The organism is Paenibacillus massiliensis 2301065 = DSM 16942, assembly GCF_000377505.1.
In the GTDB taxonomy this organism is placed as follows: Bacteria; Bacillota; Bacilli; order Paenibacillales; family Paenibacillaceae; genus Paenibacillus; species Paenibacillus massiliensis.
The window spans coordinates 305,888-332,290 of the sequence record NZ_KB898186.1; the positions used below are offsets into that span (position 1 = coordinate 305,888).

24 protein-coding genes are annotated in these 26,403 nt (G+C 48.6%); 12 read left to right on the forward strand and 12 right to left on the reverse strand.

Annotation, left to right across the window (positions count from 1 at the left end; genetic code table 11):
• Positions 1 to 64 precede the first annotated feature (64 nt).
• The 7 genes from D328_RS0105195 to D328_RS0105225 form a co-directional block, all read right to left on the reverse strand.
• Complete coding sequence (locus D328_RS0105195; RefSeq protein ID WP_018883905.1) at positions 65 to 481, reverse strand: 3-hydroxyacyl-ACP dehydratase FabZ family protein; 417 nt, start codon at positions 479 to 481, stop codon at positions 65 to 67.
• A gap of 3 nt (positions 482 to 484) precedes the next feature.
• Positions 485 to 1,726 (reverse strand): beta-ketoacyl-ACP synthase II, encoded by a 1,242-nt coding sequence (gene fabF / locus D328_RS0105200; RefSeq protein ID WP_018883906.1) that lies wholly within the window; start codon positions 1,724 to 1,726, stop codon positions 485 to 487.
• A 30-nt stretch (positions 1,727 to 1,756) separates the two neighbouring features.
• Positions 1,757 to 3,451, reverse strand: coding sequence for a thiamine pyrophosphate-binding protein (locus D328_RS0105205; protein ID WP_018883907.1), 1,695 nt, complete (start codon positions 3,449 to 3,451; stop codon positions 1,757 to 1,759).
• The gene (locus tag D328_RS0105210; protein WP_018883908.1) at positions 3,448 to 4,671 is read right to left on the reverse strand and encodes an aldehyde dehydrogenase family protein; all 1,224 of its coding nucleotides are present in this window, start codon (positions 4,669 to 4,671) and stop codon (positions 3,448 to 3,450) included. The genes D328_RS0105205 and D328_RS0105210 overlap by 4 nt, the downstream gene beginning before the upstream one ends.
• Positions 4,672 to 4,697: 26 nt before the next feature.
• The gene (locus D328_RS0105215; RefSeq protein ID WP_018883909.1) at positions 4,698 to 6,158 is read right to left on the reverse strand and encodes a class I adenylate-forming enzyme family protein; all 1,461 of its coding nucleotides are present in this window, start codon (positions 6,156 to 6,158) and stop codon (positions 4,698 to 4,700) included.
• A gap of 12 nt (positions 6,159 to 6,170) precedes the next feature.
• Entirely contained in the window at positions 6,171 to 6,953 is a 783-nt protein-coding gene (gene fabI, locus D328_RS0105220) for an enoyl-ACP reductase FabI (protein ID WP_033412282.1), read from the reverse strand.
• Between the two features lie 346 nt (positions 6,954 to 7,299).
• Positions 7,300 to 7,830 carry a hypothetical protein gene (locus D328_RS0105225; RefSeq protein ID WP_018883911.1) on the reverse strand — a complete coding sequence of 177 codons (531 nt, stop codon included), beginning with the start codon at positions 7,828 to 7,830 and terminating at the stop codon, positions 7,300 to 7,302.
• 366 nt (positions 7,831 to 8,196) lie between these two features.
• On the opposite strand from D328_RS0105225, the gene D328_RS0105230 reads away from it, so the two are divergent.
• The 3 genes from D328_RS0105230 to D328_RS0105240 all read left to right on the forward strand — a co-directional run bounded on the left by D328_RS0105230 (position 8,197) and on the right by D328_RS0105240 (position 11,227).
• Entirely contained in the window at positions 8,197 to 8,796 is a 600-nt protein-coding gene (locus D328_RS0105230) for a TetR/AcrR family transcriptional regulator (protein WP_018883912.1), read from the forward strand.
• A 239-nt stretch (positions 8,797 to 9,035) separates the two neighbouring features.
• Entirely contained in the window at positions 9,036 to 9,746 is a 711-nt protein-coding gene (locus D328_RS0105235; protein WP_018883913.1) for an MBL fold metallo-hydrolase, read from the forward strand.
• Positions 9,747 to 9,886: 140 nt separating this feature from the next.
• Complete coding sequence (locus tag D328_RS0105240) at positions 9,887 to 11,227, forward strand: cryptochrome/photolyase family protein (RefSeq protein WP_018883914.1); 1,341 nt, start codon at positions 9,887 to 9,889, stop codon at positions 11,225 to 11,227.
• 213 nt (positions 11,228 to 11,440) lie between these two features.
• On the opposite strand, the gene D328_RS0105245 is transcribed toward D328_RS0105240, so the two are convergent.
• The gene (locus tag D328_RS0105245) at positions 11,441 to 12,892 is read right to left on the reverse strand and encodes an alpha-amylase (protein WP_026281012.1); all 1,452 of its coding nucleotides are present in this window, start codon (positions 12,890 to 12,892) and stop codon (positions 11,441 to 11,443) included.
• A 408-nt stretch (positions 12,893 to 13,300) separates the two neighbouring features.
• Between D328_RS0105245 and D328_RS28385 the strand changes: the two genes are divergently transcribed.
• A complete protein-coding gene (locus D328_RS28385; protein ID WP_025679989.1) occupies positions 13,301 to 14,056 on the forward strand; it encodes an HNH endonuclease in 756 nt (251 codons plus the stop codon).
• A 274-nt stretch (positions 14,057 to 14,330) separates the two neighbouring features.
• Here D328_RS28385 and D328_RS0105255 read toward each other — a convergent pair whose 3' ends face one another.
• Positions 14,331 to 14,741 carry a rhodanese-like domain-containing protein gene (locus D328_RS0105255; RefSeq protein ID WP_018883917.1) on the reverse strand — a complete coding sequence of 137 codons (411 nt, stop codon included), beginning with the start codon at positions 14,739 to 14,741 and terminating at the stop codon, positions 14,331 to 14,333.
• Positions 14,742 to 15,348: 607 nt separating this feature from the next.
• Here D328_RS0105255 and D328_RS0105260 point away from each other — a divergent pair.
• From D328_RS0105260 to D328_RS0105285, 6 genes are all read left to right on the forward strand, one after another.
• Positions 15,349 to 15,780, forward strand: a complete 432-nt coding sequence (locus D328_RS0105260; protein WP_018883918.1) for a DUF1641 domain-containing protein — start codon at positions 15,349 to 15,351, stop codon at positions 15,778 to 15,780.
• Between the two features lie 36 nt (positions 15,781 to 15,816).
• Entirely contained in the window at positions 15,817 to 16,998 is a 1,182-nt protein-coding gene (locus D328_RS0105265; RefSeq protein WP_018883919.1) for an NAD(P)/FAD-dependent oxidoreductase, read from the forward strand.
• Between the two features lie 222 nt (positions 16,999 to 17,220).
• On the forward strand, positions 17,221 to 17,766 hold the full coding sequence (locus D328_RS0105270) for a PadR family transcriptional regulator (RefSeq protein ID WP_018883920.1): 546 nt from the start codon (positions 17,221 to 17,223) through the stop codon (positions 17,764 to 17,766).
• 593 nt (positions 17,767 to 18,359) lie between these two features.
• A complete protein-coding gene (locus D328_RS0105275) occupies positions 18,360 to 19,013 on the forward strand; it encodes an HlyD family secretion protein (protein WP_018883921.1) in 654 nt (217 codons plus the stop codon).
• Between the two features lie 15 nt (positions 19,014 to 19,028).
• Positions 19,029 to 20,567, forward strand: coding sequence for a DHA2 family efflux MFS transporter permease subunit (locus tag D328_RS0105280; RefSeq protein ID WP_018883922.1), 1,539 nt, complete (start codon positions 19,029 to 19,031; stop codon positions 20,565 to 20,567).
• A 44-nt stretch (positions 20,568 to 20,611) separates the two neighbouring features.
• Positions 20,612 to 22,075, forward strand: coding sequence for an efflux RND transporter periplasmic adaptor subunit (locus tag D328_RS0105285; protein WP_018883923.1), 1,464 nt, complete (start codon positions 20,612 to 20,614; stop codon positions 22,073 to 22,075).
• Between the two features lie 240 nt (positions 22,076 to 22,315).
• Here D328_RS0105285 and D328_RS0105290 read toward each other — a convergent pair whose 3' ends face one another.
• On the reverse strand, positions 22,316 to 23,383 hold the full coding sequence (locus D328_RS0105290) for a stalk domain-containing protein (RefSeq protein ID WP_018883924.1): 1,068 nt from the start codon (positions 23,381 to 23,383) through the stop codon (positions 22,316 to 22,318).
• 569 nt (positions 23,384 to 23,952) lie between these two features.
• Complete coding sequence (locus D328_RS30595) at positions 23,953 to 24,129, reverse strand: CsbD family protein (RefSeq protein WP_018883925.1); 177 nt, start codon at positions 24,127 to 24,129, stop codon at positions 23,953 to 23,955.
• Between the two features lie 164 nt (positions 24,130 to 24,293).
• Here D328_RS30595 and D328_RS0105300 point away from each other — a divergent pair, with 164 nt between their 5' ends.
• Both D328_RS0105300 and D328_RS0105305 read left to right on the forward strand, forming a co-directional pair.
• Positions 24,294 to 24,809, forward strand: coding sequence for a DUF2179 domain-containing protein (locus D328_RS0105300; RefSeq protein ID WP_018883926.1), 516 nt, complete (start codon positions 24,294 to 24,296; stop codon positions 24,807 to 24,809).
• A 242-nt stretch (positions 24,810 to 25,051) separates the two neighbouring features.
• Positions 25,052 to 25,261 carry a cold-shock protein gene (locus D328_RS0105305; protein ID WP_018883927.1) on the forward strand — a complete coding sequence of 70 codons (210 nt, stop codon included), beginning with the start codon at positions 25,052 to 25,054 and terminating at the stop codon, positions 25,259 to 25,261.
• Between the two features lie 83 nt (positions 25,262 to 25,344).
• Here the strand turns inward: D328_RS0105305 and D328_RS0105310 are convergent, their stop codons facing one another.
• Entirely contained in the window at positions 25,345 to 26,352 is a 1,008-nt protein-coding gene (locus tag D328_RS0105310; protein ID WP_018883928.1) for a substrate-binding domain-containing protein, read from the reverse strand.
• Positions 26,353 to 26,403: the final 51 nt, after the last annotated feature.

Here is a 26,403-nt window from a genome sequence, read left to right on the forward strand (position 1 = left end):
CATCCTCTCGATTGTAAGGTGCCATCATCGTCATGCAGGTATGTGTTATGAATGGAGGTTGCCTTCAGTCTGCTTTTGGCGTGTATGACACGATTTCTTCAGCTTTGACAATAATACGATCTCCTACCGTAGCCAGGCCTTTGCCTACCAAAAATCCTCTTTTTCGCTTCGTTACTTCAAAATAAAGATCCAGTCGGTCTCCAGGCACAGCTTTCTCGTGCATCTCTACCTGGTTCAATGAGGTCAACAGGGATATTCCCGTCTCATCCAGAGAGGCAAAAGCCCCGAGCTGTGCCAGAGCTTCAATGACCATGGTATGAGGCATGTAAGGATTCGTTTCCGTGACGAACCAGTCGTTCCAGGTGACATTCTTATAGCCACGAGCCCATTTCGATAGCTCATAGCCTGTAACGTGATCCAGCATGATAAAAGGGTAACGGTGTGGTAGCACATCAAGTATGCGTACGTTATCCGGGCTCATAGACTATTCCCCCTGCCATTTACGCACAGCCAGACATACGTTATGACCACCGAACCCGAAGGAATTGCTTATCGCTCCCAGCACCTCGCGCTCCTGATACACATGCGGTACAAAGTTCAATTCGGGATCTTCAGGGTCGTGACAGTTCAGGGTCGGAGGCACTTTGTTATGAATCATGCTTTGCACAGTGGCTACGAGCTCGACGGCACCTGCTCCACCCATTAAGTGTCCTGTCACAGATTTGATGGAACTGATCGCCAGGGAGGGGGCGTGTGGACCAAACACGGTCTTGATCGCATTAATCTCCATCTGGTCATTGAAAGGTGTACTGGTACCATGGGCATTAATGTACTGAATGTCGGTCGTGTCCAGGCCTCCATCTCTTAATGCATTACGGATAGCTTCGGCCGGCCCGGAGCCGCTCGGGTCAGGGGCTGTAATGTGAAAAGCGTCGGTGGTACAGCCATAGCCAACCAACTCAGCCAATATGGTAGCACCCCTGTCGAGTGCATGCTGAAGCTCTTCAAGTACTACGATGCCAGCTCCTCCACCAATGACAAAGCCGTCCCGGTTGCGGTCAAAAGGACGACTGGCTTGCTGTGGTGCATCGTTTCGTCTGGAGAGGGCATGGATATTGGCGAAGGAGGCCAGATCCAATGTGCTGAAGTTCGCCTCCGAGCCGCCTGCAATCATCACATCTGACGTACCATATTGAATGGTGCGCATCGCCTCACCTATGGCGTTGCTGCCTGTGGCGCAGGCTGTGACCACTGCGAAGGAGGGGCCTTTGGCTCCAGTCGCAATCGCAATCTCTCCGGGTGCAGAATTAATCATCATCGACGAGACATAGTAAGGGCTGACACGCTTCGGACCATGCTGATTCAGCCGCTTGAAGTTCTCTTCGACAACATCGAGTCCACCAGCTCCTGAGCCGACCACAACCCCGATTCGGTGTGCGTTGCTATCATTTACTACAAGTCCCGACTGCTCCATAGCCTGTTTGGTTGCAGCCACGGCAAACTGTGTGAACTGCGCCCATTTACTGGCGTCCTTTTTACTCATATATTGCAATGGATCGAAATCCTTAACCTGTGCACCAATCTTGGTGGGCATATCGGTGGTGTCGAATCCCGTGATAGGGGCAATGCCGCTCTGTCCTTCAATCAGAGAGGTCCAAAAATCGTTAACATTAAGTCCAACCGGAGTGATTACACCTTGACCTGTAATTACTACTCTTCTCTTCAACGAAACCCCACCTTTTGTCATATGCTGGAACTACATTATCTGATTTTCAAATACAGGAAAGTCGCCGTATATGTTACGAATCTTCTCATGCACATCCTCAAGTGCTACCTTGACCATGACAATCACCAATTTGTTCATTCGGTATCTCGTAAGTGCCAATGTGAGTTGGGATTCCAGCTCGGACTTCTCTTGAATGTTGATCATCTCGATGAAGTCATGATGGCTCCAATTCATATGCTCAAGTGGAGCATCCGTCACGAACTGAAATGGGCGTCCCTCGAAGTCGTATTGATTGAGTTGATATTGCAGCCATCCGTAGCCGCCGTTATTCATCACGATATAGATGAGCGGAATGTGGTGCTGGATAGCTGTAATCAGGTCTGACTGGAACAGATTGAATGCACCATCTCCTACAAGCGCTACGACAGGGCGGTGATCTGCAAGGCTTGCCCCGACGGCAGCAGCAGCTCCGAAGCCAAGGCTGGTCTGATCGCTAGGGACGATTGATAGACTATTATCCTCAAACTGATAGAAGGGATAAAAATATGACCACATGTCCTGTAGTCCATTCTCTTGTACTAAAATGCATGGCTCCGTTAATTGAGACTGAAGTGTATCAAGTACTTCCGATACATGAACTGATGGCAAGCCCTTAATCTCGTGCAGACAGGCCTCCCGATTGCGGAAGGCTTCGCGCTTACAGTGGGAAATGAGTTCAAGCCAGCTGGAGTCAGCCTGCTGTGCAAGCAGGGATAACCATGCTTGCACAGCAGCGTCACCGTCCCCAAGCAGCTTCATTCCCCGATACTGGTGTGAGAAATCCTCGATACTGACATTTACCTGAATCAAGGGCGTGTGCTCAAGAAGGGTGTCCCACTCGAAGGTGGCTGTCTCCTCCAAACGGCTACCCAGCGTCAGTACGGTATCTGCTTCCTCCCAGATTGTTCTTATGCTGGGGTCTGTGTAGAGACCTGCGATACCACAAAACAAAGGATGACTCTCGTTAATAGCCGTTCTGCCAGAGGCCGTGGCAAATATAGCAGCACCTAATCGCGCTGCTAATGGCTCAATGACTCCTTTAGTTCCAGACTTCATTCCTCCGCCAACGACGATAATAGGCTTGCGGGCTTCACGGAGCAACGCAGCTGCCATCTCTAGTTCGTGGGTTGACGGTGCGCAGTTCAATTTCACCAGCTGCTGAAAAGGATGCTGAACAGTCACGGTCTCTTCGGCAATCTGCTCTGGAAGCTCCAGATAGACAGGCCCCCTGCTGCCATTCATGGCAAGGAATGCGGCTCTCTCCAGCGCCCATACCAATCGGCTCGAATGCTCGATTCGATATGCCCATTTGACTAGAGGCTTCACCAGCGTTAGCTGATCGGCTTCCTGAAAGGCTTTGGTACCCAGCTTTTCACTGCTGGTACCAAGAGCAATTAACAGCAGGGGCACCCCTGAATGCTGTGCTTCAAGCAAGCCTGTTAAGGTATTGGTTAATGCAGGACCTTTGCCAACGATGCACACCCCCAGGCGATTCGAGGCGAGCGCATAACCAGAAGCCATGAACATGCAGTTTCTTTGATCCCTGCCTATAATGAAGCGTACGGACGAGTTCTGAAGTGCGGTGAGTACCTTCAGATCGTCACTCGGAAGCCCAAAAATATGGTCTGTGCCAATGGACTCGATATATTGAATAACTGTCTCCCATGCGTGCATGGTCTGTGTCATACTTCTGCCCTCTTTTCGGTGAGAAACTCAGCAACTACTTCTGAGATCAGGATCGGCTTTGAGATCAGCTGCATGTTGTAATAAATATAGTTGGACATGGTTCCATAGCCCCCGAAGGCCTTGTTTCCTTGCTCGACATCCTCCAGCGTCTGATTGATGGTCAGGGTATGCTTTCTTCGCAGGACGTCAGCCAAATGAAGGGAGCCATAAAGACTGCAGCCCATGGCCCGTTCACTAAAGTAGCTCGAACGAATGCGCTTGAGTAGCTGCTCATCATCCTGATAGCTGACCACGTTGAAGATCGGAGAGAAGTACTCCATAATCTCAAGTTCTTCATCCAAGGAGCTGTATAAAATAGTCGGTTCCATTTTCTTTGTCCGGAAATCAATGCCTCCTCCATAAGCAATGTACTTGTCGTTATTGTTCAAATATTCCGATACGGTGATTAAGGTGTCCTTATAATAGATGGGGCAGTAGTTGGCTTCGGGATCGTCATTCGCACCGAAGGAAAGCCCTTGTATGGCTTGAGTGAGTTGGTCTCGGAAGGTGTCGCTGATATTCTCGTGCACCAGGATAATATCTGGACCCAGGCAATCCTGTCCTGAGTTGAACAGCCTCATTCGGATCACGTCATTAACCGCAAGTGGGATATCTGCGTCTGGACCAATAATGAACGGATTGATACCTTGTCCGAAAAATATGTAGAGCTGTTCTTTCCTGATTTGTTTCTTGATCTGCTCCGCATTCGTGTAGCTTCCAGTGAATACGACGATGTCAGCAGGATGAACGGATTGCTCCAGGAATTTTTTCTGACTGATCTTCATGTTCTCAACGGGCAATTGATGAACGGCACTGAGCTTCTCATGCAGTAGAGCGACGAATTCGACGACATGTGAGGAAGCCCGGAATTCAATCTTCTCTACATATAAAGAGGGGATTAGCAGGTACAGAGCATAGGAATACAAAATTACGTTAGACGGCATGAACACAGCCATGGATTGCTGCCAGCCAGGGCGGTAGGCCTCAACTTCCCCGAGTGCCCCCTGCAGCGTCGTAATGGTGGAGTCTATCTCGGCATTCGCTGCCCGGCATGATGAGATATTAAGGAGAATACTCATGACTTCATCGCGGTTGGTCGTTAAGTAGTCTAGGCATCTGCGAATGGCTTCACACCTTTGCGCGAATACAACGTTTTCTTGCGACAACAGGTTCATATTCATTTGCCTCATCCTCTCTTATTGTGCATTTACCCTACTTCATGAATAGTTCTTTGATACGCGAGACGTTCCAATTCCAGTCGGTCTACCTTGCCATTTCGATTCAAAGGGAATGAATCAACGACGAGTAAGGTGTCAGGATACATGTAGGTGGGAAGCAATCGGTTGATATCTTTTCGGAGAGAAGAATGCTCTTGTCCGTCATTTCTCTCGACAAAGACGATTAGTGAGGCGCCCTTCCTCTCATCATCCAAGGCAATGACGCAAGAGCGATAGCCCAAGCGGCTGATCTGATTCTCGATATAGACAGGCGAGAAGGTGTAACCCATACGGGTGACAGACTTACCTGCGCGTCCAATGACATATAGCATTTCTTCCTTCAGAAAGCCGAGGTCCCCTGTCTTGAACCATCCGTCCTGCAACACCTCCTGTGTCAAATCTGGTTGGTGCAAGTAGCCTTCCATACACCCAGGTGTACGAATCCATATTTCTCCAATCCCCTGTTCCAGCTCATCTACTGAATTTCGGGTTTCAATTCTCGCTTCGACTCCGGGAAGAAGGCGACCGCAGCCCATAGGGCTAGCGAGCGTTCCCATAGAAACGTTCCCCAGCTCTGAAAGACCATAACCGTTAAGCAGTGGTTGTCCGACAATGTCCATGAAGCTCTTCTCCAAGTCATTCGTAAGAGGAGATCCACCGACGCACCACATGCGGACAGGTGATTGCTTCAATCGTTCGAGAAGCTCGGGCTTTCTTTCTAGCATCCGTAGAATCATATAATAGGCAGATGGATTGGCATCTATGACGGTGGCCTTGTCCTGGTCTAGCCAGGTGATGACGCTCCATAGATTTTTAGGCTTGCAAATGAGAATAGAGCATTGGGTGAACCACCAGGAAAAAATAAGCGAGATTCCATAAAAGTGCGAGTAGGGTACAACAGGGAGGAGACAATCGTCAGACTTGTAAGCCATAGCTTGGACGGATAGCTTGATATTGTCGATGAATGAACGGCCTGACTTGACAATCCCTTTCGGTTTTCCAGTCGTGCCAGAAGAATAAAGAATAAGTGCATCATTTTTGAGCATCCATGAGTCGAGATTAATAAGGAACGATCGATCCTTACCGTATAGGTATTGGTATAATTCCAATTCCTCCTGCAGGGTGCTGAACAATAACGTGTTGGCCTGTGGAAGTGCCAGCTCATGGTCCGTTACGATACAACAGGCTTCAACCTCGTGATAAATGTTCTCTAATTCATCTGTCTGGATCTGCTCATCAACGACAGTAACTGAGGCAGCGAGCTGACAGAGAGAGAATAGAGATACTATGAACCAGTATGAATTTTCTGCCTTGAGAATCACACGACTCTCTTCATGAATACCGTTGATATGCATCAAGTGCGAGAAGCCCAAGACATCCCTCTGAAACTCTGCCTGGTCTATCAACTTCTGAGAGGTGATGATCTGGCCATGCATTTGAGTTACAGGCATGCTGTCCACTCCTTACATTCCCGTGATATGGTATCCTGCATCTACATGAATCACTTCCCCAGTGATCCCTCTTGCCAGCTGGGATAGTAAAAACAGAGCAGTGTCTCCCACTTCCGAGGTGTCTACCGTCTTGCGCAGCGGGGCAATGTCCTCGATCTTTTTGAGTGCGGTCTGAAAATCCTTAATGCCATAAGCGGCTAATGTCCGGATTGGGCCAGCAGAGATGGCGTTAACCCTGATGCCGTGCTGCCCTAAATCATGTGCCAGATAACGAACACTGGCTTCCAAGGATGCCTTCGCCACGCCCATGACGTTGTAATTTTGAATCGCACGCTCGGCTCCAATGTAAGTCATGGTTACAATACTTCCTCCCTCGCTCATTAACGGGAGGATTCGTTGGGTTACAGCGGCTAGTGAGTATGCGCTAATGTCCTGTGCGATGCGGAATCCCTCGCGAGAGGTCTCGACAAACGTCCCTTCCATATCTTCACTTTGGGCGTAAGCGATGCTGTGAAAGTAACCATGGAGGACCCCGACATGCTCTCTTAGAAAGAGCTGCAAGCGATCAATCTCGGTGTCTTCAGCCACATTGCATGGAAACAGCAAAGAACCCGGTAATGTCTCCGCGAGCTTGCTTACTCGTTCCTCTACCCGTTCGTTCTCATACGTGAAAATAAGCCTGGCTCCAGCAGAGGAGAGGGACTGCGCGGCTCCCCAGGCAATGCTCCGGTTATTGGCTACGCCCATAACCAGCACATTTTTTCCATCCAACAAATGATTAGTCAGAAGTATCATCCTTTCCAATGCTTTGGCGAGACTATTTATGTTTTGGTTATTATGTAATAAATTGAAGTAAAATAAATAATAATAGAATAAAAAGGAATATTTATGTATTTTCGTTCTAGATAATACCATATCATTATATAAAATGTATACTAGGATCTTACATTTTTTTGTACTGATTGTGTAAAAAATACATATATATACTTTGTTTACATGGGTTTATATGTAAAAAGACGCTTCTATCCCATATGAAAGGGAGAAAGCGTCTCATGCTGACAGCTGGTAGGATCTGCAAGTGTATATCATCTTATGGTGTGGAAGAGTAGATTATAAGGTCGGCTACGGAAGGATTACAGAACTATCCTTTGCTTTTCCTTGGGAACCAAGTGTAGCTAAAGCAAATGAAGAAGTCGATCACAAGCACCGTACTCCAGATGGACATCACTTCATTTAAGGAGGTTGTTTGCGAAGGGTCGCCAACATACGTAATCATAATCAGCATAATACCGTTACCGATCAGGTACCCCAGCAAGTGTAAGTACCAGCTTTTCCGCTCTTCTCTGGCATGCTCTTTCCCATACTTAGGGACTGGCTTGGGTCCACCAGCGAACCAATAGGAGAAGCGGGTATCCGCCCAGTGAATGAGCCTATGACCAAAGGCGACCGTAATACCAATGTAACAAGCAGCAAGAGCGCTGGCGAGTGTGATCTCTCCACCATTGCGCAAATTGACAAAGATAGCAACGAGCAGGATGAGATCAATCAGCGGTGTGACGAGCAGCAACAGAGCGCCTAATCGCTTTTGCCGAAAGATATATCGGGCAACCAGGCCAGCGACTACAAATACCCAAAATAAAATCTCGCAAGCAATAATTAACCAGACAACCATGATCACATTTCCTTTCTTGTATATGATTCTGGATAGAAATCTGGATAGAAATCATATCTTGCTATTCATCTTCGTATTGACCACACCTCATTTCCTTCCGACTTTACCAGAATATGCACAGATCATTATAGCGCAGCGAACAAAATATTACCAATTTTAGCATCTAATTGTGTGAGTTTGTGTGAATCAGTAAGGAGATTATTATAGGTTATTCATTTGAAAAAACTTTAGTATATGGACAGGCTCCTACTAATATAAAGTTTGAATTAACTAATAAGGTTAGTTAGTATGGTAATGAACAATTAAATTAATGATCCGAGTGGGGAACTGACCATTTCGTGATACTAGCGAGGGATTGAATTCAACATGTCACCAAGACGGGGACTGACCTTAGACGAGATATTGCAGGCCACCGAGGAGATGGCCAATGAGCAGGGAATTCATGCTGTGACGCTTGCCACGCTGGCTCAGCGACTCCAGATCCGGCCTCCTTCCTTGTACAATCATGTAGATGGGCTGAAAGGACTGCACAAGTTCATGGTGATGAAGAGCACTCAGGAGCTGGAAGCGGCTCTGATGGATGCTGCCGTAGGCAGAGCTGGGGAGCAGGCGATTCGGGCGATGGGTCAAGCTTATGTGGACTTCGCCCGTCAGAGGCCTGGGCTCTATGAAGCAATGGTCTATTCATCCCTACAGCCGGATGAGGAGATCCAGCAGCTCAACACTAGGGTAGGAGGGCTGATCATGCGGGTCATGAAAAATGGCTTCGGCATGTCTGAACTGGAGACCATTCATGCAACACGAGGTCTGCGCAGCATTCTCCATGGATTTGCCTCTCTGGAACGTAGCCGTGGATTCCGCATGGCCGTCAGCACGGATGAGAGCCTGGAGGTTATTTTGAATATCTTCATTGCAGGTCTGGGAAGCTGTTCATCTGCTGCTGAGGGCTATGAGGGTAAGCATTAGGATGACCTTCGAAGCTTGTGGGTGCTGATATGAGTTTCATATTGTGCGCTGTTTCTGCCGCTTTGCTGTCATGTGATGACAGTGGAGCGGCTTTTTTTCTGTAAAAGCATTGCGTTTCTTGTGAGAACATAATAAACTAACAAATGTAACATTTAAACTAATTGTATTAGTTTAAATGTATAGTATCTCGACGAAACACAACTGTGGGTTTAGCTTACAACAAAGGAGAGAGCCTGCTTATGCGAGTAATTACCAAGGATCGTCTACACCAGATCACGTTCATGCCCGTCATCTTCCCCGTGAACTGTTATCTAGTGGATGAGGAAGATGGTTTCACCTTGATTGATGCCGCTCTACCCGGAACGGCGCAGGCCATCTTACGTGCTGCCGCGCAGCTCGGAAAGCCGATTCGGCGCATTGTACTTACCCATGCTCATGATGATCATGTCGGAGCACTGGATGCCTTGAAGGAAAAGAACCGCCAGCTTGAGGTGTATATTTCCAGTCGGGATGCGCGTCTGCTGAAGGGGGATACTTCATTGCTTCCTGGTGAGCACGATACTCCTATCAAAGGCGGGGTACCAAAGAAGTTAAAGACCCAGGCTGATGTGCTGCTATCAGAGGGGGATCGGATTGGTTCGTTGGAGGCAATCAGTGTCCCGGGGCACACCCCGGGCTCGATGGCATTTCTCGATATTCGTACAAGGGCACTGATGGTGGGAGATGCGTTCTGCACGAGAGGAGGGACTACTGTGTCTGGAAAGCTGGTACCGACCTTCCCCTTCCCTGCGCTGGCTACCTGGAGCAAGGCTGAGGCTTGGCGCAGTGCAGATAAGCTACTCGCCTATTCACCCACTCTTTTGTGTACAGGGCATGGCCCCATGGTGGAGGAGCCTCTTGAGGAGATGAGACGGGCAGTTGCTATGGCAGGCCGCCATTTTACGAGCTGAACCAGAGCGCTTGCGAGGGTCCGTACACTCATCTATGCGGAACTATAAAGCATGGCGATGAATTGGAACAAATCTTGTTCGACCCAGCTCCCGATTGGGTATAGGATAGAGTGTAGAAGAGCTGTGAGGAGGACAAGAGGTTGAAATTGTTTATTCACCGTAAAGATTTACGGGTGGAGGATATGATGGCTTTTGAGTACCTGCATCAGCAGGGAGAGGAGAGCATGCATCTGCTCATCCTGGACCCGTTTCTGCTGCGCAATGGCAGAGAGCGTGAGCATAGCGGGCAGAATTTCCTGCGGCATGTCGCTCGTCTGCGTGCACAGTATAAGGAGGCAGGAGCTCCGCTGCATGTGCTGCACGGCGAGCCGTCCAGGGTTCTGGAGTATGCCTTGTCACACTATCCGGTCAGCGAGGTGGTGCTTCATCGGGATTTCACACCCTATGCCCGGAAAAGAGATCGTGAGCTGCAGCAGCTATCAGCAGCACATGGCGTAAGCTTCACAGCCTTGACGGATCATATGATGATCGATGTAGAGGAGTTTGTGCGTTACGTCAACAAGCCGGGGTACTACAAGGTATTTGCAGCCTTTCACCGCAGATGGCTCGAATATCTGGAGGAGCATGCAACGGCGCCTGGACAGATCCATCTCCGTGAACTCCGAATGTTCTCTCTGGAGGGGCATATGCCTTGGCCAGACTCATTTGATTGCCCGGAGGAGCTACTTCAGGTAGAGGAGGCAGAGGGATATGCTCATCTGCTGCAGGAATTCATTGAAGAGCGACTTACAGGATATGATGAGCGTCGTGATGAATTTGGAGAGGATAACACTAGCCAGCTAAGTCCTCATATGGCTGTAGGTGCTGTGTCGATCCGCAAGCTATACCACACAGCCCGCCCCCTGTCAGGACATGACGGATGGGTACGACAGCTGGCATTTCGGGATTTCTATCTATATCGAGCCATTTATGAGGAGAACTACTTCCAGTACGAGGACCGGTATGATCTGTCTGCACTGCATGATGAATATTTCGAACGCTGGTGCCGCGCCGAGACAGGGATTCCGATTATTGATGCGGGAATGACGGAGCTGAATACGACGGGATGTATGCCTAACCGGATTCGAATTCTCTGTGCAACGTTTCTGGTCAAGAATTTGCAATGTCCCTTCTATCTCGGAGAGCGCTATTTTCGGCGGAAGCTGCTGGACTATGACAATATCCAAAATCGGGGCAATTGGCTGTTCTGCGCATCCCTGGGTGTCAACGCGGCTCCTTATTTCCGTGTGAACAATCCCGTGACCCAATCAGCCACATTTGACCAGGAGGGCAGTTATATAAGACGCTGGCTTCCAGAACTGGGGGAAGAGAACGATAAGCAAATACATCTCCCTCGGCCAGATGCGATCGTCGATCTCAAGCTTTCTCGCCAGCTGGCTCTGGAGACATATAAGGTCATTGTGAACAGCTTCCAGCCCTGAGTAAGCATTGCTATCCATTTATAGGGTGAAAAAGATTGTTAAGAAGAATTTAGATGCAACAGAGTGCTGCTGTAATTCCGTGGAATCATAGCAGCACTCTGTTTTGTCATGGGTGCGGGATGCACGACGAATATAGTGTAAGTAGAAGGGATGCTTCGGATCGGCCATCTACGCAGTCTACGTGTATCCTGTATCAGCCAGCGACAGGTCGTCTCAGCGTGCTGCCCATACTGATACGCTGCCTGCATTGACGGGAAAGGATGCCCATCCTTCCTTGTCGATGACAATATGGTCCTCGCGGTTACCGGTCAGATCAACCCATTCCTTCCCGGCATGAGCGGGTCCTACACACATTCGCTTCTCACTGTTGCCTTTGTTGGAGATCACGACAGCACAGCCGGATTTCTCAATCTCGGGGGTGCCTTGCCGGACCCAACCGATCGTATTGGGATGGTCGAAATAATCTATCTGCTCTCCGTAGGCCCTATTCATTCGTGCGTAGAGCAGTGCATCAATCTCCGTTTGCTTGCCTGCAACAGGATGGTCGCCTTGTATACCGTAGTAGTCGCCGTAAAACACGCAAGGATAGCCATCCCGGCGCAGTAGAATCAGGGCATACGCGATCTGTTTGAACCAATCCTCTACCCAGGATTCAAGAGCCTCCAATGGCTGCGAATCATGATTATCCACGAACGTAACCGCATTAAGGGGATGCGTGTTGACCAGTGTATTCTTGAAAATAGTAGACAGGTCATAGGAGCTGCCTGCGAGCGAGGCATTGTGCAGATTATAGTGCAGGGATACGTCGAACAGGTCAATTTTATAATCAATCGTGTCAAGGAATTCCTGGCATGCCTTGAGATCAGGCTTCCAAAACTCGCCCACCATGTAGAAGTCCTGACCACGTTTGCGGATCATCTCGGTGGCGAATTCATGAACGAATTCATGGTTAATGTGCTTGATGGCGTCGAGTCGAAATCCGTTGCATTGCAGCGTATCCACGAGCCATTTTCCCCACCCGATCATCTCTTCCCGGACGTCTGGATTGTTATAGTCAATGTTGGCGAACATCAGATAATCGTAGTTGCCGAACTCGCTGTCTACATTCTCATTCCACTGCTTGTTCTTTCCGAGAATACGAAATATCCCCGTACGATCCTTGCTCGCATCATAATCTGTTCCGTTAAAGTGCTCGAAATTCCACTTGAAGCTGGAATATTGATTGCCGCGGCCAGGAAAGTTGAACTTGGTCCAGCCTTCAATGTCGAAGGGCTTCGAGATGACCTCGTTTCGATTCTCCGGATTGACCTCGACGACCTTGAAGACCTCCGTCTCATCGGCCCCCGCTTTATGATTCATGACGAGATCGACGTATACGGCCAGTCCGTGCTGCACGCAGGCAGCTACGGCCTCCAGCAGCTCTCCCTTGGTACCGTACTTGGTGCGCACTGCGCCTTTCTGATTGAACTCTCCCAGATCATATAGATCGTAGACACCATAGCCGGTATCGTCGGGGGATTGGCCCTTCGTCACGGGTGGAATCCAGAGGGCATCAATGCCTTTTGACTTCAGCTCAGGAGCCCGCTCAATGAGTCTCTTCCAATGGTTGCCGTCAGCTTCTACATGCCATTCGAAAAATTGCATCATCGTATGATTTCTCTTCATCATCAGGAGTCCCCCTTTGCATATATCCAATTACCCACGATCATAGCCTGTCTAAACCTGGGCAAAAGCGTAAAGAAGCGCCAAGCAAGTGTGAGACCTAACTGTCTTGTCCATGCTTGTATTGTACACCAATCGAAATAAGCGGTTAAAGTCAAGGTATCGAAGGCGTGGTCTTTCGATATGAATCAGGATATGCATGGCACACAGTGAATGCTTCGCCTGTAAAGAGGGATAGCGGGTTCAGGGTTCCTCTGTGATACAATAATAACCATCTACAACAAGCATATACTCCCCTGTAATCGTTTCTTGTGAAGATTTCAAGACGGGATGAACGGGGGCGATGATCATACGTTCTAATTTTGATGTTACGGAGGTGAACAAGAACGGGCAATCCCGGTTCTGAATAGGATGGACTCACAACAACAGCATGCCCACAAGCAGTGTCCTGGCTGCCAGATCAGCAGGCCTCTGACAGACTTCCGGCGCAGGACAGGCCGCAGGTCCAGTCCCAACTCCCGCCGCGGCCTATGCCGCGAGTGTCGTCATAGCCCACCCGCACAGAACTCGTCTGCTACCAACAGCATGAAGCATGGACCATCGGATACAACGGCTGCGGCAGAGAACGTACAGTTAGCCGCGGTTATGAAGAAGCCAGCTGTAGCAGGCAGGCCTCGTTCGCAGCAGCGGCGGAAGCCAGCGGTTCCGCGCTTTGCACATGAACATCCGGGACATATCCCTCTGACCATCTCCAGCAAGCGAGAGCTTGATCCACGAGATATATCACGGCTGCGACCTAATAGGAATGGACTTGTACGCATGAGAGGGAAGACGGATAAGGGGAGAAGATGGCAGCAAGAGATTGAGATGGAGCTAGCCCATACGCTGGTTAGAGAGCATATGGCTGTCATCGTGAACCGCACCACGATTCGCCGATTGTACAGCAACAAGGAATTCAGGAATATGATCATGAAGCGTGACAACTATACCTGCTATTATTGTGGCCAATACGGGGATACCCTCGATCATCTATTGCCCCGGGCACGCGGAGGACATACGACTCCCGTGAATTGTGTGTGTGCTTGTAATGAATGTAACCAATCCAAGGCGGCCCGCGACGTCGACGAATTCATCGAATCCCGGGAGGCGTCATTGTCAGATGAATAGATAAGCAATAGATAGGTCATGGCACACCATGCAACGCAGTAGGGGCAGGCTGACGTGGCAGCAGGACGTCGTGGGCGTGGTCACATTACACCTCGCGCATAGCACGCCAATAGCACCAGAGCATCAGCGGTAAGCCGACACGTTCTGGTGCAGGGGAAGCTTGAATGCATGCTCTTAAATATTGTTGTAGAAAATAGGGCACGTGGTAGAGCTTGCTGGCGTACTGCTTATTGCTGTGCTGCTATATTGCTGTACTACTGTACTGCTATAATTCTTACTGCTGCATGTCCGAATAGAGTTCTACTTCAAAGCCGGATTCTTTCCATGCTGTCGTGCCGCCTTGAATATAGGCAACGTTCTCGAAGCCCATCTGTTGAAGAATATAGGCACCGATGGCTGCCTGACCTCCTGCTCCGCAGGTCGTTAAGATCGGGCGGCTCCGGTCGGACAGACGTTCGTCGCGCAATTGCTGCGGCACCTCCAGATCTGCACGAATCGGCAGCATGCCCAGCGAGATATTCTCACTGCTGCGGATGAGCCCGCATGCCCCGGCATCTACTGAATCCTGTACGTCGATGATGAACGTGTTAGGATCGGATTCTATCATCTTCTTGGCTTCCTCGGAGCTTACCCCTTTGACATGAGCTTCAGCCTCTCGTACCATATCTGCGAATGTTTTTGCCACGGTTCATTCCTCCATTTCCGAATACACGGTTAGATTGCTGATTTGAGTTACTTACTGATTTAAGTTGTCCCATAATCTATTTCTCAATTGTGTTACCCAAGGTTTATTACCCTCCGTACGGCCGCTTGCCTTCAGTTTCCTGAAAATTCATAGAGATTTATGTAGGAAAATATGTTTAGATTTTGTGACAGACACAATTTACTCGACACAGGAATGACGTTAGATCTCCTTGATATTGCTGTATTTCCAAGGCCTTTCTGGAGTTTGACGTGAAGTTTTTTATAGTTTTTTCTGAAAATATTAAAATTGTTTCGACGTTAGGCTTGTGAAAGGTGTAATATAGGGGTATAGAGTTCCGTTTCGGCCTGTTTTGATTCTGGATCAGATTCACGATGGCATGGAAGCAGTATGAACACCGGAGACCGTTATTTGCCGATGCATCGGGCTGCTGGAGAACCCGGTGACGCCTAGTTGCGTCCTCAGGGTGGCTTTTTCGTGTGACCGTGTATTTATATCAATCTTCGGGATTATGCAGCCAGTGTACTGCGTGGCAGGTTACAGGAGAGGAATGGACTTCTATCCCAGAGTAAAGGAGGACGTTCGCGTCATGTCAGAAAATCAACAAGAGGTGGCAGTTACTCAAGAGGCTACACAAGAGACTCGCGATGTGCTGGATCAGCTGATGAAGCCAGAGGTTCAACAGTCGTTGACAGTCCTGGTAGAAAATCTGCCGAAATTAACTGAGATGGTTACAGTGATGACCAATGCGTACGATGTAGCGAGAAGCTTGGCGACAGACCCGGTATTTATCGGTGATATGAAAAGCTCCATGGGAGAGTTTGTGAAGCCAGTAACAGAATCGGCCAAAGGCCTTGCATCTGCTGCTATTGAAGCTGGTGATCGTGTGCAGACAGAATCGGGTTCCGTGGGATTGTTTGCATTGCTCAAAATGTTGAAGGACCCTAATGTACAAAAGACGCTTCGCTTCAGCCAGGCTTTCCTGGAAATCCTGAACGAACGCCAACGTGAGAGTAAGTAATACAATCTAGAAGGTAAGAACGAACGGAGGATGGAAATGTCGAAGCAAATTTTGATTCTTGGTGGCGGCTACGGCGGCGTGCTGGCTGCACTGTCAGCTCGTCAGCATATGAGCTCCAGCGAGGCTACAATTACTGTAGTTAACCGCTATGCCACTCATCAGATTATTACAGAGCTGCACCGTCTGGCAGCAGGTACAATTCACGAGAAGGCTGTTGCACTTCCTTTGGAGAAGCTGTTCCGCAACAAGGACATCAATCTGAAGATTGATACCGTGAGCGAGATCAGCACAGAGAGCAAGAAGGTGACCTTGGCTAGCGGCGCGACCCTGAGCTATGATGCACTGGTTATCGCATTGGGCAGCCAAACTGCATACTTCGGAATTCCGGGGCTGGAGCAATACAGCCTGACACTGAAATCCGTAGATGAAGCGAACAAGATTCGTGCGCATGTGGAAGCTCGTCTGGATGCTTACAAGCAATCTGGCAACAAAGCAGACGCTACGATTGTTGTTGGTGGCGGCGGTCTGACAGGCATCGAGCTGATTGGCGAATTCGCTGACAAGCTGCCAGAAGTATGCCGTGCAAAAGGTATCAACTATGAAGATATCAGCCTGTACTGTGTGGAAGCAGGTCCTTCCATTCTGGCAGGCTTCGCTCCAGAGCTGATCGACCGTGCGGTTACCAGCCTTGAGAAACGTGGTGTTCAATTCGTGACTGGCGTGCCGATCACGGAGATGAAAGAGAAAGAAGTTCTGCTGAAGGACGGCCGCTCCATTGAGACGAATACGCTCATCTGGACTGGTGGCGTACAAGGCAACGTGCTTGTAGGCGCTTCTGGCATCGAAGTAGATCGTGGACGCGCAACGGTTACAGGTGCGCTGCAATCCACTTCCCATGAGGATGTATTCGTAGCTGGTGACAGTGCTGTAGTATTCCCAGGCGAAGGACAGCGTCCTTATCCGCCGACAGCACAGCTGGCATGGCAAATGGGTGAGACGATCGGCTACAACCTGTTCGCATACTTCAATGGTCATACCATGGAGCGCTTCACTCCAGTATTCTCTGGTACACTGGGAAGCTTGGGCAGAACAGATGCGATCGGTTCCGTAGGCGCGAACCAGACCCAATTGAAAGGCGCTGTAGCAACTTTGATGAAGGAAGGCAGCAACATTCGCTACCTGTCCCATATCAAAGGTCTGTTCGCATTGGCCTACTAATCTTTTTAACAATATTCTTTCATACGTATTGTATGAATCTCAACGCGTGCCAGGCTTCTGGTACGCGTTGTTTGCTTTTTGGTAGTATAGAATAGCAATCATCAGGGAATGTGTTTATAATAATTAGGATATTTCCGTGGGGAACATAATTCGAAATATGCTGTGCAAGCATAGCATGTGAAATTCAGTTTTGTAGCCTGCAAGTAGAGGGGGAGTTCAAGATTGTCGCTACGAATCTATATTCTCGGGTCCTTGTATTATAGAGAGCTGCATCCTTATGAGATTAAGAAGAAAATCATGGAAGCTACAGACAATAAAGTGAACATCACGGATGGTAACCTGTATTATAATTTTGAGGCTTTGCTAAAGAAGGACTACATTCGCAAATCAGAGACGGTTCAATCCGAGAATCGCCCGGAGAAGACAACTTATCGTATTACAGAGTCGGGGCAGGATGCACTCAAGGAAGGGATATATGCCGCCTTCAAAGATCCTAAGTCCATTGAATCGCTCTTTGCCCCCTTGCTATTCATTGAGCTGGTCGATATCCAGCGGCTGATCTTTTTTATTCAGGAAATCATCACAGAGCTTGAGAAAGACCTTGAGCAGTACGATGATAAATGGCTAAACTATTCCAAAAGAGTGAATGAGGTCATTCTGACGGATAAGGGACATTATGCCAGCTTCATAGCGGATCATGTATGGAATCGAAAGAAGCTTGAATTGGATTCATACACGAAGCTCCTGAACATTTTGAAGAATTCATAAGGCATCCAAGCTACAGATCCATAAGTCATAGAACCACAGATCATAGAACCATAGAGCTACAGAGTCACAAAAGTACAGATCCATAAATTCATAGAACCCTAGCGCTCCGTAGTGTCTCGATAGTGCCAAGATCGACATTATGGACCCGATAAGCCTTCAGGCTGTGCCCGTGCGAATTCGCAACCGGTATGGCTTGGAGGTTTTTTTGAAAATAATAGTGCTCGAATGAGCATGACATGAACAATCAAACATATTGACAACAATTCAGGAGTTAGCTACAATCATTATCAAATTACTCTGTACAGAGTAATCTATACAGAACGGGTCTTTACTTCTGGTTCGCCATCCTCTTAGCCAAAGAGGTTTTTTTCTGCATGCTGGATGCTTAAAGCTCGAACAATGCCACATCTATGTAGAACATTTATGCGAAGGGAGAACCAGGGAGGAAGGTACAAGAAAGACACGAGAAAGGTACAAGAGGTGTGCCTAAGCGGTCGACAGCCCGGATCAGCTCAAGACAAGAGGGTAGAGTCCGGCATTTTGAGGCTGAGTAATTGGTTTTTAGAAAAATACAGGCTGTAGAGGTGGATGTAGTGAGTAAAAAGCAACTTTATATCGTGCTTATAGTGCTGGTTATACTGAGCGGCGGTGCCTTGGGATTCTATTATTGGTATCAAGGTACCCACTATGTGACAAGTGATGATGCCCGGATTTCTGCAGAGCAGTACAAGGTTATGCCGCAAATGACGGCCAAAATCAATGAGATTCAGGTTGAGGAAGGCGATGTGCTGAAGCAAAATGAGATGATTGCTGTACAGGATACGGCGGGTCTTGAACCTAGCTCGATTAGTAAATCTGTACTGCGTGCTCCTATTGATGGGACAGTAATCAAGATTTATGCCAGGGAAAAGGAGATTGTCTCACCAAGCTCCGCAGTGGCGATCATGGTTGATATGAACAATCTGTATGTCGCGACGAACATCGAAGAGACCGAGATTAGCCGGATCAAGCCGGGCGCACTTGTGGATGTCACGCTGGATGCCGCGGGGAGCCAAGTGATTCAAGGGAAGGTCAGAAGAGTAGGGCAGGCGTCGAACTCGGTATTCTCGGTGATTCCGTCTGTGAACACCAGTGGCAATTTCAACAAAGTTACACAGCGCATCCCTGTAGAGATTGCATTGAATGTACCGGAGGGCTTGAGTTTGATCCCGGGAACGAACGTAGAAGTCAAGATTCATACGCCATAAGGAGGGAAGGTCATAGTGTCCAGTGATACAGTAGCCGTTTCTCCTCCCAATGATTCTCCCAAGGAACGCTGGCTGGCTTTTGTCGCCATTGTTGTAGGGGCTTTTGTGGCAGTGTTGAACAACAGTCTGATTAATGTGGCGATCCCCCAACTGACCACAGATTTAGGGTCTGCTACGGCTCGAATCCAGTGGGTTGTAACGGGCTATACGCTGGCTTCGGGGATTATCGTACCGATTACGGGCTTTATGGAGCAGCGTGTAGGATATAAGAAATTTTTAATCGGAGCCTTGTCCGTGTTCACCCTGGGGACAGCGATGTGCATATTTGCCTGGAATGATCTGTCCTTGATATTTGCACGGATTCTTGCAGGGCTTGGCGGTGGGGTTATTATTCCGCTCAGTATGACAGTTGTATATAAAATTATCCCGCGTGAGCAGGTTGGGCTAGCCATCGGAATCTGGGGCATCTCGTCCATGGCGGCACCAGCCATCGGCCCGACGCTGAGTGGCTATCTGATTGAGTGGTTCAGCTGGAGGTTTCTCTTCATCGCTTGTGTTCCATTCGGGCTACTCGCCATTCTGCTCGTGTGGTTGCTCATTAAGGAACCGCCCAAAGGGAAGCCGATCAAATTCGATATCGTAGGCTTTGTTCTGGCAGCTACCTGTGCGGGAACCTTGCTATATGCCCTTTCCAGTGCGTCATCCGACGGTTGGACATCCTTCAAGATTGTCGGATTGTTCTTCATTTCCTTCTGGTCATTGGTGTTCCTGATTGTCGTCGAGAGCGGCAAGGAGAATGCTGTAATTGATGTGTCCTTATTCAAAAATTATAGGTTTACCATTAGCGTCATTACGTCCAGCTTTGTCATGATGGGCATGTATGGGGGGACATTTTTGGCACCACTATTCTTGCAAAATATTCAGTCCGTATCCCCGATTGAGACAGGGATGATTCTTCTGCCGCAAGCTGTGGCGATGGCCATGGTCATGCCGATTGCCGGTAAGCTGCTGGATAAGGTCGGTATCGTTCCCATTGGTCTATTCGGTCTGACACTAACCAGCGTGATGACCTATCATCTGGTCTCGTTGACACCGCAGACCTCACATACCTGGTTCGAGGTCGTGACCGTATTACGTGGGATTGGGATCGGCCTGTGCCTCATGCCGCTGTCGACCATCGGTATGAACGCCGTATCGAGTGATAAGGTCGGGAATGCATCTGCTGCATCCAATCTCATCCGGACCATCGCGGGCTCGATGGCTATTGCCATCCTGACCTTCCTGATGCAGAGTCGTACAGCGCTGCACACGCAGCATATTGCAGAGTCGATACCTGTGGAATCTGTTCAGGTTCTGCAATCCACCTTGGGTAGCTCATGGATATCTACGGTATCAGGATTAATTTCGCTGGATGCGTATTCCCGAGGCATTGCAGATACATTTTTACTATCCTCCATTCCTTTGTTTTGTTCGATTCCGCTGATTCTATTGTTCATAGAACGACGGAAATCATCCAAGCGGGCAGCAGTGGAGACGCAGGCATTGAATAGTTGAAGTATATATAAGTTATTGATTCGGAGAGGGGAAGGGCTGTACAAATGAACAAATGGAGAACGACCGCAGCCGTGCTTTTGACGGGTACGTTGATCTTGTCTGGCTGCTCGACAGGAAGTGAAGCAAGTCAAGAATTGAATGTGACCGTGAAGGTGAATCAGGCTCAGACAGGCATGCTGGGCAGCGGAGAAATCTATACAGGTAAGATTACTCCTGCCGAAGCTGTAAATATTACACCCAAAATATCCGGGAAAGTATCCTCCATCTCGGTAGATGTGGGAACTGTAGTGAAGAAGGGACAGGTACTGGTCAAGCTGGAGGACGATGATCTTCGTAACAAGCTCAAAATTGAAGAAGCCAATGCCTCTGCAGCCGAGACTGCGATTATGTCGGCCAGAGACTCCCGTGAATCGGGTATGGTGTCGGCGAACTCCGGTGTAGTGAATGCCAAAGGTGGGGTAATCTCCTCCCAGAACGCCATTGCGCAGGCAGAATCGGGAATCAACTCGGCAGAAGCAGCTGTGAATCAGGCTCGCACAGCCATTGCTACAGCCAATAATACGGTGAAGCAGTCCAAGGAGCAGCTCGACAAGGCTAAGAAAAATCTGAGCCGTACGGAAACACTGGTGGCTAGCTCATCAGCCACGCAGGTCCAACTGGAGGAAGCTCATGCTGCGCTTACGAGTGCTCAGGCGACCTACGACAATGCTCTGAATACCCGATCTAATGCTGAAACGCAGCTTGCTACCGCCCAGAAATCATTGGCGACGGCAAAGGTGGCCTATCAGAATGCCAAGAATAGCTATCAAAATGCAAATAGCGGTTATAGTAATGCGGCAAGCCAGCTGAAGGTAGCCCAGAGCACTGCTGGCATTGAAACAAGTCAGCAGAGACTGGAATTGGCAAAGGTGAATCTGGAGATTGCTCGCAATAATCTCGACAATGCAGCCATTGCTTCTCCGATCAGCGGTGTCATTCAGCGACGTAATATCGAGGCGGGTGAGATGGCATCTCCATCTTCACCGCTGCTCGTCATCCATAATCTTGATTCCGTGAACCTCTTGATCTATGTACCGGCAGATCAAGTGAACACGATTCAGATGGACGACTTGTTGCAGGTTCGGGTACCTTCTTCCAAGGTAATGACTACAGGTAAAGTCAAGAGCATCGGCTCGGATGACGCGAATGGGAATGGATTTCCTGTGCAGATCACGGTGTCTAATCCCGATGGCAAGCTCAAATCGGGTATGCTGGCAGATGTAAGCTTTATCGGCACAGATGCCCAGGAAGGTGTTATCGTGCCTACCAAAGCCGTGCAGCAGGAAAATGACAAGTCTTATGTATATGTAGCTGAACAAGGTCATGCTGTACGCAAGGAAGTATCCGTCGGCGAACAATCAGGCTCGCAGACACTCATTACAAGCGGTCTGGCGGATGGAGAAGAGATCATTGTGAATAATCTGGCACTGCTTGGTAATGATACAGCGATTACGATTGCACAATACTAAGAAGTAACAGCTTCGAAGGAAGTAAAAGCTTGTGAAATATGAGGGACTAGAAGCAAAAGTTGAAGTAGAAGGGAAAGCGAGAACAGCAAGCCTGATAGGTAGAGGAGGCCTGTAGACAGAGCTAGTATACAGTAAATATAGCGAACACAGCAAAGTAGCCCATCGTGGACTTTCCAACGATGGGCTACTTTTATGCATCTTAGTACGAATGTGGTTCGCTTACTTCATATGACTTCGTAATTAGAACGTGTCCAGACGATCGTTACGGTTATCAGTGTTGTAGACTGTTCCGTATACTTCATCAGTAGTGTACTCCTTCTTAACTTCATCGATGATAGCGTCGGTGAAGCTTCTCTTCTCGGAGCTGCCCAGTCTTTCGTAGCTTGTTTTGTCAACATAGACAAGAGCCTCTACGCGACGACTGTTCCCGCTCAACGTAAGGTCAGTTACCGTTACGTTTCTGTAGCCTTGCATATAGGAACGAATGTCACGAGAAAGTGTAGACAGGCTCACTGTCGAAGTTGTAGTCTTGGTAGTCACAGTTCCGCGGCTGTTCGTCTCGAAGGTCAGCAGCTTGTTGGAGTTGCTGTCATCGTAGATCGTACCAGAAATGTTCGCATTACGATACTCACTACGAATGTCGTCCGCGATGTCTTGCAGGAAGCTCTTTTGCTTGCTGCTGGACAGATCATTCCATCTATCTTTGTCGACATCAATGTTCACTGTCACGTTCCGGTCGTTGCCTTTCAGCGAAATTTCAGCATATGTTCGCTCGTAATCGCCATAATCGTCATTCAGATCATCTTCCAGATCACGAAGACTTGTCGAGCTGCTGCTGTTATTGTTGTTGCTGCTATTGTTCTTATTTACCTGCTCTTGCAGAGCAGCTTTATCTTTTTCCAATTGAGCGATCGTAGCGTCCTTGCTAGCCACTTCCGCTTTGGTGGTTGCGAGCTGCTGTGTCAGGCTATTGATCTGTTGGTTCAATGCAACAACAGTAGTGTTGTCTACAGGAACAGCATTGTCCTCGATCACGACACGTTTGTTGTTACCATCCCAGGATACTTTCTTGTCCAGCGCAGTACCTGCTACACGAAGAGGTACATAAGTCGTGCCGTTAATCATGAACGGCTCAGTGCTAGCATCCGTAGATACTTCGTTACCGTTATATACGATTTTGATATTGTTATAGACGGCTTGAATAGACTTTGTAGCTTGGGCAGCATACGTAGAAGGCAAGAAGAATGCTCCGGATACGGCCAACGCCGATACGGCAGTGATAATTACGGGTTTTTTAATAAATTTCATGCGTTTGTCTGCTCCTTTTCATCATAAAATCTGGGTCTTGCTTGACTCATTCGGACAGACGAAGTCCCCCTCCTGATGTCCTGAACCTAGCAATTGTTGGATTGCAATGCTAATACTAGAGTAACATTAATAGACTTGAATTCCAACAGCACCAAGGAAAATAGGTAAATTCCACCGTTCCTGTATGTTTAGACGCAGAAGCCCCCTGAATGGTTGCTAAATTCATTGATTTTTTTTCGTGAATAAGCCAAGCGAATATGTACAGACTGAATAATTGAGGTTATTAATATCCAATTAATAACAGAATCCGTCTGTTCGATTGTTGCAGGATATTAGGTAATATCAGCAATAAATGTACCTGCAGCAGAACCACCAACAGCCGAAGGGCCAACAGGAGAAGTGCTAACGACAGAAGTGCTAACAGCGCAGAAATGCCAAGCGGTCTCGCCGCTCGGCCCTCTGGACGATCATTCGACCGTCTATGTGTATGCCTAACAGAGATTCATAATGAGCTCATGCTGTGAATCTTGCTGTAATCTCTGTTTGAGCTCAGCTATCGAGCTTGCCGTTTATTTACCGTCTTTTATTTTGCCTGCAGCTTCCTGCAGATTGCCCTTGACCTTGTCTTTCTTGCCTTCGGCCTGTAGGGAACGATTGTTGGTCGCATTGCCGATCTGATCCTTAATTTCTCCCTTAGCCTTATTAACAGCACCCTTTACTTTATCACTTGTTCCGTGGTTACTCATGTTTGTCATCTCCTTTGGAATGTGTAATGTGTAACGTGTGATGTGTGTAACCTATATATACCCGCTCAGTAGGATCACAAACATTTTGCTTTCTTGAACATGTTATGATAGTGACTATCATGTCTGCGTAAATACGCAATCCTACTGTGAAAGGAGTGTCACCTATGGCTCAAATTCTGCTGTTCATCTTCGGAATTCAAATTATATATGTCTCTGCCTACACCTTGCGGATGATTCTGACATTGAAGGGCCAAAAATATGTTGCTGCGCTTATTAGCACCTTCGAGGTCGTGGTGTATGTTCTGGGTCTGAATCTGGTACTGAACTATCTGGATCAGGTGACCAGTCTGATTGTCTATGCTCTGGGCTATGCCTTGGGCATTCTGATCGGTGCATGGATTGAGGAGAAAATCGCCCTTGGGTATGTCACGGTCAAGGTGATTAGCAATGAATTCGATGGCGGGATTGCCAATAAACTGCGGGACAAGGGCTACGGTGTAACGGCCTGGCTAGGTAGTGGCAGGGATGGGGATCGACTGGTCATGGAGATTCTGGCTAAGCGAAAAAATCAAAGCAGGCTGTACAAGTCCATTCTGGAGCTAGACCCGAAGGCCTTCGTCATTACTGTAGAGCCCAAGCAATTCCATGGGGGCTTCTGGACCAAGTCCATCCGCAAATAGCGCCTGAGGTCGAGCACAGTCTTATAACGCTTTGAAAAAGCGAGTACTTGCTGGAAAATGCTCGTTCATACTTGGGGTATGTACAGTAACACCGGCTGGTTGTCAGTCATATTTGCACACAAAATTGCATACAATGTGTATTATTTCCTGGACAAGGCGCATATTAATACCGGCACAGGGTGATTCATTCACAGGCGAAACGAGCACGTCTTGATTACGCTTAAAGAATAGGGGGAGTATCCATGTACCGACGTCATGTTCCTGAGCCTGTTCCCGAGGAGAATACCCAGATCTGGTCTTGTACCCAAGAGGCATGTAATGGATGGATGAGAGCAGATTATACATTCACAAGCCAGCCTGACTGCCCGTTCTGTTCCTCACAAATGGAGCCTGAGACGAGAATGCTGCCGATCCTGAACGCAGCTGGCGGCCAGTATTCAACCCACAGCTAGGATAGCGAATGCGGTTCGGAAGGTGACGGGCAGCAGCCCAGTTCCGAACTGAACTTACAGCAGACAACCCATGAGCACATTGCTCATGGGTTGTCTGGCGTGGAGTGATGGGTGCGAACGGAATCCCGATAGATAATATTGCCTTGTACCTGCACGCGTCCGAAGCGGCGGTTAGGATTGTCGATCTTCTTCAGGATGGACTGCACAGCGACACGAGCCATCTGTTCCATGTCCACCTCGACGGTAGTTAGCTTTGGATCGCAGAGCGTGGCATAGATATCGTTGTCGAAGCCAGTCACAGAGCAATCCTCCGGGATACGAATGCCCATCGAACTGAGCTTCTGTACCAGCAGATGAGCTACCTGATCACAATTACATACAAATGCTGTCGGTAGCTGCTCGGGCAGCTCCATATCGACAAAGCTTCCCCGCTCGTCCCGATCATTCACGATCAGATCCGGAAGGAGCGTCAGACGATGCTCCAACAACGATTTATAATAGCCCAGGAAACGGTCCTGAATGCTGCTTGTGGAATGCAGATTGCCAACATAGGCGATACGTCGGTGTCCCTGTTGAATCAGATAGTTAGTCAACTCGTAGGCCGCATAGAAGTTATCTGTCACGACAGAATCGATTTCGGCATGCTCGTCATAGAAATCCAGAAAAATCTTGGGCACGCTCATCGCCTGTACCATCTCGATATAGGCTTTGCTGACCTGTCCCAGCACAATGAATCCGTCGACCTTATTGTCGCTATACAGCTTGGGCAAGATCAGGGCCTGCTCATCCTCTTCATTGAGAATGTGCAGAATTCCGTAGTATCCCTGAGCCTCCAGGTGCTTGCTGATATGCTGGAAGACGCGTACGTAGAACGATTGTGTCGGACCTGTAAAGCGTTCAGGAATGATTACACCAACATGGTGAGTTAGTCCTTCCTTCATGGAACGGGCCGCCGCGTTATAGCGGTAGCCCATCTCTACGGCCAGGACCTTGATTCGCTCCTTTAGCTCCTCACTGACGCCTTCTTTGTCGTTCAATGCTTTTGAGACGGTCATACTGCTGACCCCGAGCCGGTCGGCGATGTCCCGCATGGTGATATTGTGTCTCAGCTTGGTCGCCTCCTCAGGCCAGTGTCATCTTGG